This window comes from Streptomyces sp. NPDC086989 (genome assembly GCF_044745505.1).
GTDB lineage: Bacteria > Actinomycetota > Actinomycetes > Streptomycetales > Streptomycetaceae > Streptomyces.
Window position 1 is genome coordinate 276,238 of record NZ_JBIVAL010000009.1, and the last position, 18,006, is coordinate 294,243.

Annotated in this window: 13 protein-coding genes; 10 read left to right on the plus strand and 3 right to left on the minus strand. The window is 71.7% G+C overall.

Features of this window, described 5'->3' with window-relative positions:
• The first annotated feature begins 99 nt into the window (after positions 1-99).
• On the plus strand, positions 100-1,812 hold the full coding sequence (locus tag ACIPK4_RS23690; protein ID WP_402315649.1) for a PQQ-binding-like beta-propeller repeat protein: 1,713 nt from the start codon (positions 100-102) through the stop codon (positions 1,810-1,812).
• 18 nt (positions 1,813-1,830) lie between these two features.
• On the opposite strand, the gene ACIPK4_RS23695 is transcribed toward ACIPK4_RS23690, so the two are convergent.
• Positions 1,831-2,274 carry a hypothetical protein gene (locus ACIPK4_RS23695; RefSeq protein ID WP_402315651.1) on the minus strand — a complete coding sequence of 148 codons (444 nt, stop codon included), beginning with the start codon at positions 2,272-2,274 and terminating at the stop codon, positions 1,831-1,833.
• 521 nt (positions 2,275-2,795) lie between these two features.
• On the opposite strand from ACIPK4_RS23695, the gene ACIPK4_RS23700 reads away from it, so the two are divergent.
• The 3 genes from ACIPK4_RS23700 to ACIPK4_RS23710 all read left to right on the plus strand — a co-directional run bounded on the left by ACIPK4_RS23700 (position 2,796) and on the right by ACIPK4_RS23710 (position 8,300).
• Positions 2,796-3,833: a terpene synthase family protein gene (locus tag ACIPK4_RS23700; protein ID WP_402315653.1), complete on the plus strand. Its 1,038-nt coding sequence runs from the start codon at positions 2,796-2,798 to the stop codon at positions 3,831-3,833.
• A complete protein-coding gene (locus ACIPK4_RS23705; RefSeq protein WP_402315655.1) occupies positions 3,830-5,209 on the plus strand; it encodes a cytochrome P450 in 1,380 nt (459 codons plus the stop codon). The genes ACIPK4_RS23700 and ACIPK4_RS23705 overlap by 4 nt, the downstream gene beginning before the upstream one ends.
• Before the next feature lie 190 nt (positions 5,210-5,399).
• Positions 5,400-8,300 (plus strand): ATP-binding protein, encoded by a 2,901-nt coding sequence (locus ACIPK4_RS23710; RefSeq protein WP_402315657.1) that lies wholly within the window; start codon positions 5,400-5,402, stop codon positions 8,298-8,300.
• A gap of 31 nt (positions 8,301-8,331) precedes the next feature.
• Here ACIPK4_RS23710 and ACIPK4_RS23715 read toward each other — a convergent pair whose 3' ends face one another.
• Positions 8,332-9,543: an MFS transporter gene (locus ACIPK4_RS23715; protein WP_402315658.1), complete on the minus strand. Its 1,212-nt coding sequence runs from the start codon at positions 9,541-9,543 to the stop codon at positions 8,332-8,334.
• Between the two features lie 205 nt (positions 9,544-9,748).
• Here ACIPK4_RS23715 and ACIPK4_RS23720 point away from each other — a divergent pair, with 205 nt between their 5' ends.
• The 6 genes from ACIPK4_RS23720 to ACIPK4_RS23745 are packed head-to-tail and all read left to right on the plus strand — an operon-like array spanning position 9,749 to position 15,234.
• The gene (locus tag ACIPK4_RS23720) at positions 9,749-10,831 is read left to right on the plus strand and encodes a threonine aldolase family protein (RefSeq protein ID WP_402315660.1); all 1,083 of its coding nucleotides are present in this window, start codon (positions 9,749-9,751) and stop codon (positions 10,829-10,831) included.
• Entirely contained in the window at positions 10,828-12,195 is a 1,368-nt protein-coding gene (locus ACIPK4_RS23725) for a condensation domain-containing protein (protein ID WP_402315662.1), read from the plus strand. Before ACIPK4_RS23720 ends, ACIPK4_RS23725 begins: the two co-directional genes overlap by 4 nt.
• Before the next feature lie 32 nt (positions 12,196-12,227).
• Positions 12,228-13,103, plus strand: coding sequence for a diiron oxygenase (locus ACIPK4_RS23730; RefSeq protein ID WP_376193075.1), 876 nt, complete (start codon positions 12,228-12,230; stop codon positions 13,101-13,103).
• On the plus strand, positions 13,090-13,371 hold the full coding sequence (locus ACIPK4_RS23735) for an acyl carrier protein (protein ID WP_402315664.1): 282 nt from the start codon (positions 13,090-13,092) through the stop codon (positions 13,369-13,371). The genes ACIPK4_RS23730 and ACIPK4_RS23735 overlap by 14 nt, the downstream gene beginning before the upstream one ends.
• Positions 13,358-14,233 (plus strand): hypothetical protein, encoded by an 876-nt coding sequence (locus ACIPK4_RS23740; protein WP_402315665.1) that lies wholly within the window; start codon positions 13,358-13,360, stop codon positions 14,231-14,233. The genes ACIPK4_RS23735 and ACIPK4_RS23740 overlap by 14 nt, the downstream gene beginning before the upstream one ends.
• Positions 14,230-15,234 (plus strand): agmatine/peptidylarginine deiminase, encoded by a 1,005-nt coding sequence (locus ACIPK4_RS23745; RefSeq protein ID WP_402315667.1) that lies wholly within the window; start codon positions 14,230-14,232, stop codon positions 15,232-15,234. Before ACIPK4_RS23740 ends, ACIPK4_RS23745 begins: the two co-directional genes overlap by 4 nt.
• Positions 15,235-15,314: 80 nt before the next feature.
• On the opposite strand, the gene ACIPK4_RS23750 is transcribed toward ACIPK4_RS23745, so the two are convergent.
• Positions 15,315-17,804 (minus strand): MDR family MFS transporter, encoded by a 2,490-nt coding sequence (locus ACIPK4_RS23750; RefSeq protein WP_402315669.1) that lies wholly within the window; start codon positions 17,802-17,804, stop codon positions 15,315-15,317.
• Positions 17,805-18,006 lie beyond the last annotated feature (202 nt).

Consider the following 18,006-nt stretch of genomic DNA (forward strand, 5'->3'; position numbering starts at 1 on the left):
CAGGCGAGCACTGGGGGACGGCTGACGTCCGGATCACGGGCCGGCGTTTCGGCCGGGAACGAGCTCCTGAACGTCCGGCGCACCGGCCACACTTGCCCCATGACCGGTCGTGACTTCGGCGAACTGCCGGAACGTGAACAGCAGGGGCCCGGGGACCGGGGGGCGGCGGCCGCCCGGCCGCCCGCGGTGCAGCCCGGCTACGGCTCCGACTACCGTACGGCGCCGCCGGGTTCAGGACCCGTTCCCGGCAACCCGTACGCACAGCCGCTGCCGCACCCGTACCCGTCCCCCTCGCCGCAGCCGCACACGGTGCCGCATCCGCCACTGCCCCCCGCGCCCGGCGGAGGGAGCGGGAGCCGCTTCCGGGGCAGGGCCGCCCTGCTGATCACGGCGCTGGTCGCGGCCCTGCTGGTGATCGGCGGCTGCCTGTACGCCGTGTCGGGCGCCGGCCGCGACGAGCCCCGCGCACCCGCGGCGAACGCATCGGAACCGGCCGCACCGCCGGTTTCCCCCTCGGTCGACAAGGGAGACGGCAAGGGCACCGGCGGCGGTCCGGAGACCTCCGACCTCAACGCCGGGATCAAACCGGGCGAGGCACCGGTCTGGCTGAGCGAGAACATGACGGCGGTGCCCGGCTCCGGGGCCCGGCAGTACGGTCCGTGGCGGGTGGGCGACGTCGTGGTCCGGGCGATGTTCAAGGAGGTCACCGCCCATGGGGTGACCGACGGCCGGGAGAAGTGGAAGGTCGCGCTCGCCACGCCGCTGTGCGGAGTGCCACAGGCCCCGTCCGCGGACGGGAAGCTGGTCGTCGGCATCAAGTCGGGTGACGGCGAGGGCGCGCGGTGCACGCACCTCCAGCAGATCGACCTTCGTACGGGCACGGCGGGCTGGAAGGTGGAGGTACCGCAGGAGAACTCCCACGACACGGCCGTCGAGTTCGGCATGGCGATCAGCGCGGACACCGTCGCGGTGGCCCGCTCGGCCGTCGTGAGCGGCTTCTCGGTCACCGACGGCAGGAAGCTCTACGGGACGTCGAAGACGGGCGCGTGCTACCCCGCGGCCGTCGGCGGCGGCTCCCGGCTGTTCAACGTCCGCAACTGCCCCGACCCGGACGATGCGACCGCCGAGCCACGCACCATGATCGAGGAGGTCGACCCCGCGACGGGCGCCGCCAAGTGGAACCACCTGTACGACAAGGGCTGGAGCCTCGGCCGTATCCACTCCGTGGACCCGCTGGTCGTGGCCGCGTACAACTCCGGGCAGAAGGCATGGGGCATCACGGTGTTCACCGCCGACGGCAGGGTCCGCTCGCAGAGCCGGCCCGCCTTCGGGGTCACGGGCCGGTGCAACGGGTGGGGCGACGGGACGGACGGGCTGCACGGCTGCGACGCGGCCGCGGTCGACGGCGGCACGCTCTACCTCGCCGCGGGCAAGCCCGGCAGCACCCTCGGCGTCGACACGACGGACGAGGTCGTCGCGGTCGACCTGGACACCGGCGCCGAGAGGTGGCACGCGGCCGCACCCCCGGGGCGCGCCATGTGGCCCCTGGCCGTGGAGGACGGCAAGCTCCTCGTCTACGTCGAGGCCGGCGCCGGAGCGTCGGCGGCGGTGGCGGCGCTGCCGGCCGCGACCGGCGGCGAGCCGCAGGTGGTCCTGCAGACGCCGGAGGGCACCAAGGGCGCCGAGTCGGTCTTCTTCTCCCACAGCGTGCGCGTGGCCTGGGCGGGCGGACGGCTCTTCCTGCTCAAGGGCTCCGTCTACAGCCCGGAGCCGGGGAAGGTGGACCACGCGATCCTGTCCTTCGGCCGGTAGACCGTCGGCGCCCCCGCGTCAGCCGCCGGCCGGCCCCGTGTCCTGCGTGGCGCGGACGATGCCGTCGAGCTCCTGGGCGATCCACGCCCGCTCGGCCGCTTCGCACGGGGACGGCGGCGCCGGGGCGGGTTCCCGGCGCGGAAGGGTGTTGTCCACGACCGCCCAGCCGGTGCCGCCGTCGGGGGCGGCCAGTTCGACGAGGCGGTGGTCGAGGTGACCCGTGATCATCACCGCCATGAGGGAGAGGTACTCGCGCTGCAACTCGGGCGCGAGGTCGGGGTCTCCGGGCACTTCGAGGACGGCTTCCCGCCCCTCGGCCAGCAGGGCACAGGTGGTCTGGACGGCGCGGATGAGAAGTTCGAACCGCTCCCCGCTCAGCCGCGCCCGCAGGACCTCGAGGTAGGCACCCAGGACATCGGTCTCCTGGTCGTCGTCCGGGTCTGCCGCATGGTGCTCGATCATGTTCTCCGCCCTTCCCCGGACGGCCACGTCCCCCGGCAGTGTAGGGAGTGCCGCGTACCGCCACGGCGCTCTTCGGCCACCGGCCGGCGCCACGTCAGCACCGCACTCAACAGGCGGAGCACCCATGTGAGTTGGGACACGGCCGCTCCAACGGTCCCACAAGTGGCCGGAAGACGCCCATGGCGGGCGCCGACCGGGCGCCGCCACCCCCGTCCCATTCGGATCATGCCGCCTGCATATCCCCCGGGGATATTCTCCACGTAATAGCAGCGTGAATGCAGTATCTCCTCACTTCCTACATTGACAGTGCGCTGCGCCCTGAGGGTTAATTACTTCACGGGTGGCCTGATGTAGTCGTGTGCGGACGGGTTCTGGGCGGTTCCTGACCGTTTCATTCAACCGTCACGGAGCGTGTGGTCGTGACGGTGTCCACAGCAGCGGGTCGCTCCGAAAACGCACGTGCCATGACGATCGTACATTGAGCGGGTATTGGCGAATCCGACTCTTCCGTGGGGGGATCAATGGCCCGGCTCGACCCTTTCCCCGTTCCCGATTTCCACCTTCCGTTCGGGAACTCCAAGCATCCGCTGGCCGCTCGGGCCAACTCCGAGGCGACGTCGTGGGCGCTGCGCCACGAGCTCGTCGCCGACGCCGCCGAGCAGTTCACGGCGATCGGCTGCGGACACCTCGCGGGACGGGTGAGCGGCGAGGTGCCGTACGAAACCGTCGTGCTGCTCGCCGAGTGGATGGCGTGGTCGTTCGTCCTGGACGACCAGCACGACCACCTCATCAGGAAGGGTGAACTCGCGGCCTGGCCGCCCGTCATCGACGCCATCACCCAGTACCTGGCCACCGGCAGGGTCAACAGGGCGTCGTCCCGGCGGAATCCGCTGGTGCGCGGGTTCATCGACCTGTGCGACCGGATCCTCGCCGGGATGTCCACGGGGACGGCGGCCCGCTACCGGGCCCATGTCCCATTGATGCTGCGCTCCTTGGACCAGGAGGCGGGCAACCGCGGTGCCCGCAGGCGCCCTTCGGTCCAGGAGTACATCCTCATGCGCCGGCACAGTTCCCAACTGCTGCCCATGATGGACATGGTGGAGGCCGGACTGGGGATCGACCTGCCGCAGCACGTCCACGACCACCCGGCGTTCCAGGCGGTCGTCGAGAGCGCCGTGGACATCATCTCGTGGGGCAACGACGTGTTCTCCCTGCCCAAGGAGCACGCCTGCGGGGACAACAACAACCTCGTGTCCCTCATCTCATCCTGGGAAGGATGTTCGCTTCCGGATGCGGTCCGGTCCGTCGAGGACCGCATCCAGGCCCGCATAGAGGACTACGTGTCGGCCGAGCGACGGCTGTTTCAAGTCATCGACGCCGAGGGACGGTTGGACCCCGAGGTCCGGGCCGCTGTGACCCGCTGCGTGCGGAGTTACGAAGACTGGATGATCGGCGCCGATCTGTGGCAGCGTTACGAGTGCACACGGTACAGCGACGAACGGTTCGCAGCCGGGCTGGAGTCCGCGTACACCCGCCCGGACCTGGTCTCGGTGGCATGACAGGAAGTGGATCCATGGCCCGTACGGAACAGCCCGGCCCTGTGGTCCACGCCCCCGCGGCCCCGGGGCGGTTACCGCTCCTGGGGCACGCCCTGCCCCTGTGGCGGCAGCCGATCGCGTTCCTCGAGTCGCTGCGCGAGCACGGCGACATCGTGCGCCTCGACATCGGCACCTGGCCCGTGCACGTGCTCACGAGTCCGGAGCACGTGCACGCCGTACTGGTGCAGCGGGCCCAGCAGTTCGGGCGCGGAAGGATCTTCGAGCGGCTCCGGCCCATGTTCGGCAACGGCATCGTCACGACCGACGGCGACTTCCACCGCAAGCAGCGACGGATGGTGCAGCCCGCCTTCCACCGCAACCACATCACCGAGTACGCGGAGGTGATGGGCCGGGCGGCGGAGGCGATGTGCGCCTCGTGGAAGGCGGGCGAGGAGGTCTCGATGCTCACGGAGACACGGCGGTACGCACTGTCCTCGGTGGCCGAGATGACCTTCTCGGGAGGTCTGAGCGGCCAGGCGATCGCAGAGGTGCACCGCTCCCTGCCCGTCGTCCTGGAGGGGATGCTGCTGCGTGCGGTGATGCCCAAGTCCTTGGACCTGTTGCCCATACCGCCGAACCGGAGGTTCGACGCGGCGGCCGCCCGGCTGCGCGGTGTCATCGACGAGGTGATCGCCCAGTACGGCGTCGAGCAGGCCGGGCAGGAGGACCGGCACGACCTGCTCTCCCTGCTGCTGTCCAGCGTGGACGCCGACACGGGCGCGACGATGAGCGCCGAGCAAGTCAGGGACGAGGTCATCGCGATCCTGTTCGCCGGGACGGAAACCTCGGCCACCACCCTGGCCTGGATCTTCCACGAGCTCGGCCAACACCCCGAGGTCGAGAGGCGCGTCCAGGAAGAGGTCGACGCGGTGGTGGGCGCGGGCCCCGTCCGCCCCGCCGACCTCCCCCGCCTCACGTACACGAACAACGTGTTCCAGGAGGCGCTCCGCCTGCACTCCCCCCTGCTCTTCACCCGGCGGGCCCTCGCCCCGCTCACCCTGGGCGGCGTGTCCATCCCGGCCGGGGCGGAACTGGCCTACAGCCCCTACGCACTGCACCGGGACCCCGCCCTCTTCCGCGATCCGGCGACCTTCGATCCGGACCGCTGGGAGGAGGAGGGGGAGGAACAGCGCCGGGCGCACCGGTTCATCCCGTTCGGGGCCGGCCAGCACAAGTGCATCGGTGACTCGTTCGCCGTGTGGGAGATCCTGACCGCGGTGGCGACCGTGGCGTCCCGGTGGACACTCGTTCCGGCGCCGGGCGTGACGGTGCGCGAACTCCCGGCGGGTATCCCGCAGCCCAGCGAGCTGCCGATGATCCCTGTTTCACGCCATTGACGGAATCCGGTGGGCACGGCGCGTCCGACGCCCGGTTGACCGATCTTCGGACGTCACAGCGCTCTTGAGGTCAGCAGAGGATACAGCGCTGTCCACGTACGAGTGATGTGATCCCGCAATAATGTGCTTAAGCAGCAATATCTCTTCCTCCGGGTCGTACACTCGGCCGCACGCGCAGGAGGGGGCAGGAATGTCACATGTCACGGAACCGCGAGGATGGGCGTCCCAGCCCCTGCTCGAAAGGGAGTCCGAGATTCTCGCGATCCACCGCGCGGTGGACGAACTCTGTGGCACCACGGACAGCGGTCCCACCGCCCGCCGCGGGGGTGTTCTGACGTTCGCGGGGTCGCCGGGCATCGGCAAGACGACCCTGCTGGGCGAGGCCCGCCGGCACGCCTCGGAGCGATCGTGCACCGTACTGTTCGCCCGAGGCGGCGAGCAGGAGCGGCAGGTGCCGTTCCACGTGATGCGGCAGCTGATCCAGCCGGCCTTCGCCGCCATGAGCGAGGAGGAGCGCCGCGATCTCCTCGGCAGTTGGTACAGCATCGTCGCCCCGGCGCTCGGGCTGACCGCGGCCCCGGAGGGCCCGACGGCACCCGACCCGCAGGGCGTGCGTGACGGCCTCGACTGGGTCGTCACCCACCTGACGGTGCGCAGCGCCCCGGTCGTCCTGATCCTTGACGACGCGCACTGGGCGGACGCCGAGTCCCTGGCCTGGCTGACCGCCTTCGCGGCACGGGCCGAGGAGCTCGCCATGCTGATCATGGTGGCCTGTCGGCCCGACGAGATCCCCGCCGGCGCCGGTGCGCTGCGCGCGCTCATGGGACGCCAGGGGGCACGGCCGCACGAGCTCGCTCCCCTCACCACGACCGCGGTGGCCCGCATAGTGCGCGACGCCCTCGGCCAGAGCGCCGACGACGTGTTCTGCCGGGAGTGCTGGGCGATCACCGGCGGAAACCCCTTCGAGGTCGTCGAGCTGGCGATGAAGGGCCGCGACCGCGAGCTCAAGCCCCATCAGGACAGCATTCCCGAGCTGCGCGATCTGGCCTCCGCCGTCAAGGGCAGCGGCCTGATCGACCGTCTCGAACAACTCGGTCCGTCCACCGTCCGGCTCGCCTGGGCCGCCGCGGTGCTGGGCACCGCCGTGCCGACCGGCATCGTCGGCAGCGTGGCGGCTCTCGGTGAGGCCCAGGTCGCCGACGCGATCGGCCAGCTGCGCACGGCCCGCATCCTGACCGTCCTGACCGGCCTGCGGCGCAAGGAGGTGGTGGAGTTCTTCCATCCGCTCATCGCCACCGCCGTGTACCGGTCGATTCCGCCCGGCGTGCGCGTCGCGATGCACGGCATGGCCGCACAGGCCCTCGTCGACGACGGACAGGGCCCCGCGGCCGCGGCCCGTCACCTGCTGGAGATGCACCCCGACGGCGACCCCTGGGTCGTCCAGCAGCTGCGCCAGGCCGCACGGGACAGCTTCTCCGCGGGAGCCCCCGACGCCGCACGCCGCTATCTGGCCCGTGCGCTGCGCGAACCCCCGGACGTCGAGGACCGGGCCCAGGTGCTGTTCGAACTCGGCTCCGCCAACCTCCTGCACGATCCCGCGACCACCATCAACCAGCTCAGGGCCGCTCTGGAGGAGCCCAAGGCCGAACTGGGCCTGCGCGAGGCGATCACCTACCGGCTCGCGCAGGCACTCGCCCACACCGGTCAGCTGGCCGAGGCGGCCGCGCTGCTCCAGGAGGAGGCCAAGAGCGCCGCGAACTCCCGTACGCGGCTGCGCATGCAGGCCGAGCAGTTCAAGTGGAACTCGGTCCGCGTCGACGAGGAGAACTCGCCCGCCCGCTCCCGCCTCCTGGCCCAGTTCGCCAAGCGGATCACCGGCCGCGGTCTGGCCGAGCGGCACATCCTGGGTCTGCGGGCGTGGGACGCCGCCATGCGCGGCGAACCGGCCGGCACGGCACTGGAGTACGCGGAACAGGCGCTGGACGGCGGCATGAGCTGGACCGACCAGGACTTCGGGTTCGAGGTGCCGGCCGTCGTCGCGGTCACGCTGATGTACTGCGACCAGCCCGGCCGCGCCGAGGACCTGTTCAACACAGGCATCCTCGAATTCGAGGCGAAGGGCTGGCGCGGTGCGCACCTGTCGTTCGTCTACACGCTGCTCGGGTACGTCCGCTACCGGCGCGGACGGCTCGCCGAGGCCGAGGACTTCGTACGCAACGGCCTGCAGATCGCCGACCGCGTCGGGCACGGGATCCCGGCCCAGTGGTACGCGATCGGAACCCTCATCGAGACGCTGCTCGCCCGCGGCAACACCGAGGAGGCGCAGCGGGTCGCAGTCGCCTACAAGCTGGGGGAGGACTTCCCGCAGGCGGTCGTCTATCCCGATCCCCAGGCCGTGTGGGGCAAGCTCCTGCTGGCCCAGGGCCGGATCGACGAGGCGGTGCGCCACCTCAGCGCGGCGGGCAAACGCCTCGACCTGCGCGGCACCCGCAATCCGTCGTGGAGTCCCTGGCAGCTCGACCTGGCGCTCGCGCAGATGGTCCGCGAGCCCGAGCAGGCCCGCGCCACGGCGGCCGAAGCGGTAGCGCGGGCCCGTGCGTTCGGCACGTCCAGTGTGATCGGGCACGCCCTGCGGGTGTCCGCGGCGGCCGCGGACCCGGCGCAGGCGGCCCTCCTGCTGCAGGAGGCGGTGGACCACCTCGAACAGTCCCCGGCCGCCTGCGAACTCGCCCACGCGCTCGTCGACCACGGTACGGCCCTGCACGCCCTCGGTGATCCGCACCGGGCGGCGCAGCAGCTCTACCGGGGCATGGAGACCGCGACGGCGTGCGGTGCCGACGGCCTCGCCCGCCGGGCCCGCTCCCAGCTCGCGTCGGCCGGTCTGCGGCCCCGTCGGCTGCACACCTCCGAGCAGGACACGCTGACCGTGGCCGAGAACACGGCGGCGGGGCACGCCGCCCTCGGTCTCGACAACTCGGCGATCGCGGTCAAGATGCACAGCAATCCGCAGGTGGTGTCCGAGCTGCTGTCCGCGGTCTTCACCAAGCTGGGCACCGACCGGCTCGGTCTGCGCAGGGCCCTGGGGACCTGACCGTCGGATCCCCGGCACCGGGTCGGGGGACTCAGAGCTCCGCGGTGTCGCGCGTCGGCGCCGCGGCGGCCGGGCTCCCGCCCTCCCCGGCGGCGGGCTGCCCGTGTGGCATCCGGCGCGAGGCGGCGGTGATGAGGAGGGCGAAGGCGATGGCCGTGGCGATCCCGGTGCGCAGGGTGGTGGCCTCCGCGACGAAGCCGATCAGCACGGGGCCGACGAGCAGTCCCGCGTAGCCGATCGCCGACACCTGGGCGACGGCGGCGTCCGAGTGGCCGGGTGCGGCGGACCCGGCCAGGGACATGCACAGCGGTACGACGATGCAGACGGCCAGCCCCGTCAGGGCGAAGCCGGCGATGGCCCAGACGGCCGAGGGAGCGGTCACGACGAGGAGTACGCCCAGTGCGGTCGCGGTGCCGGCGGCCGCGAGGATCGACCGGCTGCCGAACCGCAGCCGCAGCCGGTCGCCGAACAGCCGCCCGGAGAACGTGGCGAGTTCGTACACCGGGTAGGCGATCGCGGCGACGGCCTCCGTCGTGTGCAGGTCGCGTGTGAGGAGGAGGCCGCTCCAGTCGGCCACCAGCCCTTCGAGGAGGAGCGCGAGGAAGGCGACGGCGCCGATCAGGTAGACGATCCCGGGCAGCCTGTGGCGGTCCGCGGGCTCCTCCTCTTCGGCCGGCTCCTCCAGGTAGGTCCATCCGACGGCGAGGGCGAGGGGGAGCGCGACGCCCGCGACACCCAGCACCGAGGCGGTGTAGGACACGTCGAGGGCGGCGAGCGCGACGGCGAGGAGGCCGCCGGCCACGGCCCCGGCGCTCCATCCGGCGTGGAACCCGTTCATCAGGGGGCGTTCGGCGCGGCGTTCGACGAGGCTGCCCTGGGCGTTCATCATGGCCTCCGCGATGCCGGAGGCGACTCCGAAGCCGGCGGCGGCCGCGAGGAGCAGCGGGAACGAGGAGCTGAGGGCGATGAGCCCGACGGCGACGGTGACCAGCGGGGTGCCGATGCGCAGCAGCAGCCGGTTGCCGAGGGCCGCGACGATCCAGCGCATGCACTGCATCGTCGCGGTGGCCGCGACGCCCCAGGAGAGGATGACGAGCCCCACGTCGCCGGTGTCCAGGCCGAGTTTGGCGGCGAGTCCCGGCAGTCTGGCGGCCAGGATGCCGTTCACCACGCCGACGAGGGCGAAAGTGGCGACGACTCCTCTGTGGGCGCGCCGCAGGGTGCTTGCCGGGGAACTCTGCATGGACCGTCTTCCTGTGTGCGCCCACCGCTGCGGCCAGGCACGACGGGCGGTGCGGCAGGCATTCCTTCTTGATCAGAAGTGTGCCGGAAGTCTTGCGCTCATTACTAGATCATCTCGTAAGATCTTCTCGCCAGACAGGCAAGGGCAGTTGTGACCGCCATGTCCCCCACCACGGGCCGCCGCCGCGCAAGTGAAGGACGAAGGATTGATCCCCCGACTGCACGACCCCGCGGCGCGGGGCTTCGCGAGTGACAACTACGCAGGCTTACACCCGGACGTCCTGGCCGCCCTCGCCGTCGCCAACGAGGGACACCAGGCGGCGTACGGGGACGACGTCTACACCGACCGGCTCCGGCAGGTGTTCCGGGAGCACTTCGGCGACCGGGCGGAGGTCTACCCCGTACTCAACGGCACGGGCGCCAACGTGGTGGGCCTCCAGGCGATGAGCGAGCCCTGGGGGGCCGTCATCTGCGCCGAGAGCGCTCACGTCAACACCGACGAATGCGGGGCCCCCGAGCGGATCGCCCACGTCAAACTGCTCACCGTGCCGGCCCCGGACGGCAAGCTGACGCCCGCGCTGATCGAACGGCAGGCCTGGGGGCGGGGCGACGTGCACCGTGCGCAGCCGACCGTCGTCGCGATCACCCAGCCCACCGAACTCGGCACCCTGTACACGCCGCAGGAGATCGCCGACATCTGCGCGCACGCCCACGAGCGGGGCATGCGCGTCTACCTCGACGGGGCGCGGCTGGCCCAGGCGGCTGCGGCCCTCGGCGTGCCGCTGCGCGCCCTGACCACCGACGCCGGAGTGGACGTCCTGTCCTTCGGCGGCACCAAGAACGGCCTGCTGCTCGGCGAGGCCCTGGTCGTACTGGATCCGGACGCCGTCCGCGGTCCGCAGTTCCTGCGCAAGGCCGCGGCCCAGCTGGCCTCCAAGATGCGGTTCATCTCGGCGCAGTTCATCGCCCTGATGGAGAACGGGCTGTGGCTGGAGAACGCCCGGCGGGCCAACGCGATGGCCGGGCGCCTGGCCGCAGCGGTGGCCGGTCTGCCGGACGTACGGATCGTGCAGCCGGTGCAGACCAACGCGGTCTTCGCCGTCCTGCCCCCTGCCGTGACCACCCGTTTGCAGAAACGCTTCCCCTTCTACGTCCGCGACGAACGGACGGGCGAGGTCCGCTGGATGTGCTCCTTCGACACCACCCCGGCCGACGTGGATGCCTTCGCGGCGGCCCTCGCCGAGGAACTCACCGCGCACCGGCGCCTCTCGGAATCGGAGACCCCGTGAACCCCGACCACAGCGGACAGCCCCTCCCCTCGCGCGTGGGACACGCCCCGTTCAAGGGCACGCGCACCACCGAGGCACCCCTGACCTGGAGCCAGCAGGAGATCTGGGCCCTGATCGAGAACGCGGGCCCGAACGATTACGTCTACAACGTCGTCGAGGACTTCCGCATCCCCGCGGGCGTCCGCCCCACCGAGGCCGAGTGCCTCGAAGCACTGTCGTTCTTCTTCTCCCGCCACGAGTCCCTGCGGTCGGTGTTCCCGAGGAAGGCCGACGGCCGGGTGGTCCAGCGCGTCCTGGCCGAGGGGGCGCTGCCCGTCGAGTTCGTCGAGACCGACACCCCGGCGGAGGCGGACATCGCGGCCCTGAGGGCCTTCTTCGGCACCCGGCGCTTCTCCTTCGCGGACGAACTCCCGCTGCGCCTGGTCCTCCTGGTCCGCCAGGGCCGGGTCTGGGGCGGCGTGTACGTCTTCTCCCACATGGCCGTCGACTGGTACGGCATCCAGCACCTGGCCGAAGAGGTGACCGAGTACTTCCGCGGGGGCAGGAGCCTGCCGCCGCTGCCCGAGGACACCCTGACACCGGTGGACCTCGCCGCCTGGCAGGCATCGCCGGCGGGGATCCGCAAGCGCGACCGGACCCTGGCCCACGTGGCCTCCCTCTACCGCGAGCGGGCTCCCCTGGCGCTGCCGCCCGCCGTGGCCGACCTGCCCGAGGAGGAGGCGTACCGACAGATCGCCCTCCGCTCTCGCGCGGCCGACCAGGCGGTCGGCCGGATCGCCCGCCGCACCGGCATGAGCGCCGCGGCCGTCATCGTCGGCGCGGCGGCCCTGCTGCTGCGCGACCTGACCGGCAGCGACCGCGTCGATCTGCACCTGACGAGCTCGCAGCGGTTCGGCCGGGACAGCCGCACCATGGTGGCGACCCTGATGCAGGAGACGTACTTCTCGGTGGACCTCGCGGACGCCGACCTGCCACAGGCGGTCAAACGGTCCTGGCTCGCCGCCATCACCGCCTTCCAGAACTCCGGATGCGACGCCGCCGGCATGGACCGGCTGCTCGCCGAGCTCGGCGACGGCCCGGACGCGCCGCTGCGGTTCTCGTACTGCATCAACGACCGCCGCACCCGTACGGCGGACGCGGGCACGCCGCGGGAGGTCCCCGCAGCGAGCCTGCTCGCCGACACGGTGCTCACCCGGCTGCCGGTCACCGAGGAGGAGCCCTTCTACCTCATCGTCGACGACGGCGCCGACCACCTCGAGTTCTCCCTGACCTGCGACGTCCGCCACGTCACCGAGTCCGGGATGGAGACCTTCCTGCGCGACCTGGAGAACTGCCTCGTCGCATGGGCCGACTCCGCGGCATGAACACATCGCACCAACCGAAAGATCGCATCACCATGGACGATTCCGGCTTCAGCACGATGCTCACGCGGCTCTCCCAGAAGTCGCGTGACGAGTACTACAACCCCTACACCAAGTTCACGTGGCCGGACTCCGTGTCCGAGGACCAGTGGTGGATGAACCCCGACTACCTCACGGTCTCCGGCACCGGCCTGATCGAGGACGAGAAGGTGCTGAAGGCCCTCGCCCGGTACGAGACGGTCAACTTCTTCAGCCTCCACGTCCACGGCATCCGCGAGCTGATGATCGAGGTCGCGAAGCGCATCCACACGCCCGACTTCGCCCCGTACAACGAGTACCTGCACCACTTCATCGGCGAAGAGAACGCCCACATGTGGTTCTTCGCCGAGTTCTGCCACCGCTACACCGGCGGGATCTACCCGGAGGCGGCCTCCCCGCTGCGCCGCGAGGGGTTCGGGGACCTGTGGGACGACGTCGTCGTGTTCTCCCGGATCCTCATCTTCGAGGAGATCTTCGACTACTACAACAGCCGCATGGGCAAGGACCCGCTGATCCCGGACATCCTCCGGGAGATCCACTCGGCGCACCACCACGACGAGAGCCGGCACGTCGCCTTCGGCAAGCAGCTCGTCAAGCGCCTGTACGACCGCGCCCTGGCCGCCGATCCGAGCCGCCGGGACGAGATCGAGAAGTACATCAAGGACTACATGACGTACTCCGTGCGCAGCCTGTACAACCCGCAGATGTTCCGTGACTGCGGTGTGGACAAGCCCCTGGAGGTCCGCCGCAAGGCGCTGACCCACCCGGTGCGCGAGGCGTTCCACGTCAAGCTGATGGCCCGCGTCGACCGGTTCTTCGTCGCCGGTGACATCTTCCGTACCTCTTGGGGGCTCGACCATGTCAACGCGTGAGAACGGACCGGCCGAAGTGGGCGAGTCGATGGAAACGGTCATCGAGTTCCTGCGCAAGCTCAACTCCTCGGTGGACACCATCGACTGGGACCGGGACCTGATCGAGGCCCGCGTCCTCGACTCCCTGGCCTTCGTGGAGTTCCTCCTGCTCATGGAGGAACTGACCGGTGAGCCGATCGACCTGGCGAAGACGGACGTCGACAACTTCCGCACCCTCAACCGCATCAACGCACTGATCACGGAAGGAGCCGGGCATGCGCACGCCTAGTCCGGGTCCGCGCACCCCTGTCACGGTGACCGACGGCCTGGTCACCCTCGGCCCCGAGGCGGTCCGCCTCAGGGCCGCACTGGACGCCGTGTTCACCGGCTGGGCCGCGGCGGCCGGTGCGGCCGAGGTCATCTACCCGCCGCTGATCCCGGTCGCCGACCTTGCACGCTTCGACTACTTCACCAACTTCCCCCACCTCGTGCTGGCGGCGGCTCCCGTCGACACGGCTGCGGTGGCCGACCTGCCCACCCACCCGGCGGCACCCGGCACCGGCCTCGGCGGCCACCAGCTGGGCGAGGCGGGCCTCGTGCTGCCCTCGGCCGCCTGCTACAACGCCTACCTGTCCCTCTCGGGCACCGAGCTCGACGAGCCGGTCAGGCTGACCACCCTCGCGCAGTGCTTCCGGCGCGAGACGCACTACGAGGGGCTGCGACGCCTCCACGGGTTCACCATGCGGGAGATCATCGCCGTCGGCGACGCCGAGACGGTGAAGGCCCACCTCACCACCCACAAGGACCTGGTCCTCGGATTCGCCGGGCACCTGGGCCTGAGCCTGACCACCGAGGTCGCGACCGACCCGTTCTTCGACGCGAACGGCTCGCGGGCCGTCATGCAGCGGCTCTTCCCCACCAAGGAGGAATTCGTCGCCGACGGTGGCCTCGCGATCGCCTCGGTCAACTATCACCGCAACTTCTTCGGCGAGCGCGCCGGCATCACGCTCGCGGGCGCCGAGGCCCACACCTCCTGCGTGGCCTTCGGCATGGAGCGGTGGCTGCACGTCCTCGAAGCCCGCTTCGGCGGCGACTGGGACGCCGCCGAGGAGGCCGTGCGGTCCTTCCCGGCGCCGGAGGAGCCGTCGTGACGGGGCTGTCCATGCCGGCCGAGTGGGAGCCCCACGAAGCCTGCATGCTCGCCTGGCCCCCGTACGCATCTCTGTGGGGCGAAAGCTTCGCCTCCGTCGAGCGGGAGTACGCGCAGATCGTCCGGGCCATCGCCGCGTTCGAGCCGGTGACCCTGCTGGTCCTGCCCGGGCAGGCCGAGCGGGTGCGGGCGCTGTGCGGAGTCGAGGTCACCACCGTGGAGATCCCGATGGACGACGCCTGGCTGCGCGCCACCGGCCCGATCGTCGTCCACGGCCCGCGCGGGCGGGTCGGCGTGGACTTCCGGTACAACTCCTTCGGCGAGCGCTTCCACCCGTACGCGCAGGACGACAGGATCACCGAGCGTCTGCTGCCGCAGCTCGGCATCGCGCGCCGCGCGACGATGACGGTCCTCGAGGGCGGGGCCATCACGGTGGACGGCGAGGGCACCCTCATCGCGACCGAGCAGTGCGTGCTGAACGCCAATCGCAACCCGCGGCTCGGCCGCGCCGACATCGAGGCGGAGTTCGAGGCCCTGCTCGGCGCCACCAAGGTGATCTGGCTTCCCTACGGCCACCTCGCCGGTGACACGGACGGGCACGTGGACCACGTCTGCCAGTTCATCGCGCCCGGCCGGGTGCTGGTGGAGGCGTGCGGCGATCCCGCCCGCCCGGACCACGCCCGGCTGAAGGCCAACCGCGCCGTACTCGAAGCCTCCACCGACGCGGCCGGCCGGAAGCTGGAGATCCTCGAACTCCCGCCGCAGCAAGAGGTCCGTGTACACGGCCAGGACACGGTCGTGAACTACATGAACTTCTACATCGCCAACGGCGGGGTGATCATGCCGCTCGCCGGCACGAGCACGGACGCCGAGGCGCTGGAGGCGGCGCGGGCGGCCTTCCCCGGCCACGAGGTCGTGGGCGTCGAAGCCCGCACCCTGGCCACCGGCGACGCCGGGATCCACTGCATCACCCAGCAGCTCCCGGCGCCCCGCACGCCCTGACGCCCGCCATGCCCGGCGCCCGGCTGACCCCGGTCCCTTCGCGGGGCCGGGGTGACCCCGGTCCCTTCGCGGGGCCGGGGTCAGCCGTCCGTGGCCAGGAGCGGCGCGGCGGGCCGGCGCGGCGCCCCGGTCCTGATCGTCAGCGCGGCGATCAGGACAGCGACGACCACGGCCCCGACCGCCCACCAGAGGGTGACGGCGGTGTGGCCGGCCAGGAGGGCCGCGCCGAACGCCGTGCCCACCTCCTGCGCGGTGGTCACGGCTCCCGCTGCTCCGCCCGAGCGCTCGGGGCCGCCTCTCCCCGTCGCGGTCGCGAGGACCGGCACGAAGGCGATCCCGGTGCCGAGGCCGGCGAGGAGCATGCCGGGCAGTGCCCCGGACACGTACGAGCCGTCTTCGAGGGCGGTCAGGAGCAGCAGGCCGACGGCCGTGAGCACCAGGCCCACCACGGTCAGGACGCGGGGCGCGGTGCGGTGCAGCCGGCGGGCGGAGACCTGGGTGGAACCGATCACGGTGGCTCCGACCATGGGCAGCATGGCCAGTCCTGCCGTCTGCGGGGGGAAGCCGCAGACGGCTTCCAGGTAGGTGGACAGCGCCAGGTACAGGGTGAAGGTGGCGGCGGCGGCCAGGGAGAGGCTCAGCAGGCTGCCGAGGCGGCTCGGGTCCCTGAAGACGGACGACGCCACCATCGGGTCCGCGCTCGCGATCTGCCACGCCACGAAGCCCACGAGCAGCATGACGCTCCCCCCGAGCAGGATCAGGGTCAGGGGGGCGGCCCAGCCGCGTGACGGGGCCGAGCTGAGGCCGTACGTCAGGGCGGCGACTCCGCCGGAGCCGAGCAGCACGCCGAGCGGGTCGAACCGGCCTCGGGTGCGGGCCGGGCGGTCGTCCAGCAGGGTGAACGCGCCGATCAGGGCGATCACGGCGAGGGGGACGACGGCGTACAGGGACACCCGCCAGGCCAGGGTGCCGAGCAGCCATCCGCTCACGGCCAGGGCGAAGGCCGTACCTCCGCCGGCGACCGCGGCGTAGACCCCGAAGGCCCTGCCGCGCTCCCTCGGGTCGGTGAAACCGTCGGCCACCAGGGCCAGCGCCGCCGGGGTCAGCAGCGCGCCGAAGGCGCCCTGGAGGACGCGGGCGGCGGTGAGCGTGCCGGAGTCGCCGGCCGATCCTGCGAGCGCGGCGGTCGCCGCGCACCCGAACAGGCCGATGATCAGGGTCTGTTTGCGTCCCACGAGGTCGGCGAGGTGCCCGCCGATCAGGAGCACGGCGCCGAAGGCGATGTAGTACGCGTTGACCATGGGGCCCAGCGACCCGTAGGACAGGTGCAGGTCCGCCTGGACGGCCGGGATCGCCATGGTGAAGTCCGCCGCCTGCATCAGCACCAGCAGCTGCGCCAGGGCGATCACCGCCAGGCCCCACCAGCGCCTCGGGTGCGGGGGCGGCGGGCCGCCGGCCGGTGCCGGGGCCGGCACCGGGGTCGCGGACCCGTCTGGGAGCGGGCCCGGGGGCGGGCCGAAGCCCCGGGAGGGATCGAAGGGTGCGGGAGCCGTCGGGGCATAGGCGGGCGGGAGCGGCACCGACCGGTCCCGCGCCGGGGCGCCGTCCCGGTCCCGTTCCCCGGCGTGCGCCTGCGGGGTGGTCTGCGGGGGCGCCTGGGCGGGGGCCGGCGGTGCGTAGTCCAGCAGCTGGGCGGCATGGCGCCCGAGTTGGGCCAGGACCGCACCCGGCAGCCACTCCTCGGCCTGGTCCGGCGTCGTGCGCCGGGCCACTTCCGCGGGGGTGGGCCGTCGCGCCGGATCCTTGTGCAGGCAATCGCGTACCAGATCGAGGAGCGCGTCCGGTACGCCGGCCAGGTCCGCCTCGTCCTCGGCCACCCGGAAGAGGTGGGCGTTCAGGCCGGTGTCGGTGGCGCCGAACAGCAGCCGTCCGGTGGCGGCGTACACGAGGACGGCACCCAGGCAGAACACGTCGCTGGCCGGGGTGAGTTCGAGGCCGCGGACCTGTTCCGGGGACATGAATCCCGGGGAACCGATGAGCATGCCGGTGCGGGTGTGGAGGCTGTGCTCCTCGGCCAGGCTGTCCATCGCCCGCGCGATGCCGAAGTCGATGACCCGGGGGCCGTCGACGGTGACGAGGACGTTGGACGGTTTGAGGTCGCGGTGGATCAGGCCGGCCTCGTGCACGGCCCGCAGGGCGAGGGCGAGGCGGTTGGCGAGGGTGTGCACGGAGTACTCGGGCAGCGGTCCGAACTGCCGGGCGACGACGGCGTGCAGGTCGGGCCCCGGGATGTACTGGGTCGCCACCCACGGGACGGCCGCCTCGGGGTCGGCGTCGAGCACGGCCGCCGTGCAGCTCCCGCCCACCCGCCGGGCCGCGGCCACTTCGCGCGCGAAGCGCCTGCGGAACTCGGGATGCCCGGCGTACTCGGCCTGCACGACCTTCACGGCGACGGTACGGCCACCCTCGGAGCGGCCCAGGTAGACCAGGCCCATCCCGCCCTCACCCAGCCTGGCGATCAGTCGGTACGGTCCGATACTGGGCGGGTCTTCGGCGATCAGCTGGTCCACGGGGGCAGGATAGGCCAACTGTCCTACGTGGGTGGGCACATCGGCTGAACCACCCGCCCGGACGGAAAGCCCCCGGCGCTCCCGAGCCCGCCCAGCCTCTGCTCATCTGAGCGGAGCGCCGCCACGGCCGGTGGGCCGCGCTCCCGCTTGGCCGCTTCGACCGGCCGCGGGATATCATTTACCTGCCGCGGAACAATACTCC

Excerpts from the sequence above, each read along its gene's own strand:
- ACIPK4_RS23690 (WP_402315649.1), top strand. The coding sequence starts at position 100 with ATGACCGGTCGTGACTTCGGCGAACTGCCGGAACGTGAACAGCAGGGG.
- ACIPK4_RS23695 (WP_402315651.1), bottom strand. The coding sequence starts at position 2,274 with ATGATCGAGCACCATGCGGCAGACCCGGACGACGACCAGGAGACCGAT.
- ACIPK4_RS23700 (WP_402315653.1), top strand. The coding sequence starts at position 2,796 with ATGGCCCGGCTCGACCCTTTCCCCGTTCCCGATTTCCACCTTCCGTTC.
- ACIPK4_RS23705 (WP_402315655.1), top strand. The coding sequence starts at position 3,830 with ATGACAGGAAGTGGATCCATGGCCCGTACGGAACAGCCCGGCCCTGTG.
- ACIPK4_RS23710 (WP_402315657.1), top strand. The coding sequence starts at position 5,400 with ATGTCACATGTCACGGAACCGCGAGGATGGGCGTCCCAGCCCCTGCTC.
- ACIPK4_RS23715 (WP_402315658.1), bottom strand. The coding sequence starts at position 9,543 with ATGCAGAGTTCCCCGGCAAGCACCCTGCGGCGCGCCCACAGAGGAGTC.
- ACIPK4_RS23730 (WP_376193075.1), top strand. The coding sequence starts at position 12,228 with ATGGACGATTCCGGCTTCAGCACGATGCTCACGCGGCTCTCCCAGAAG.
- ACIPK4_RS23735 (WP_402315664.1), top strand. The coding sequence starts at position 13,090 with ATGTCAACGCGTGAGAACGGACCGGCCGAAGTGGGCGAGTCGATGGAA.
- ACIPK4_RS23740 (WP_402315665.1), top strand. The coding sequence starts at position 13,358 with ATGCGCACGCCTAGTCCGGGTCCGCGCACCCCTGTCACGGTGACCGAC.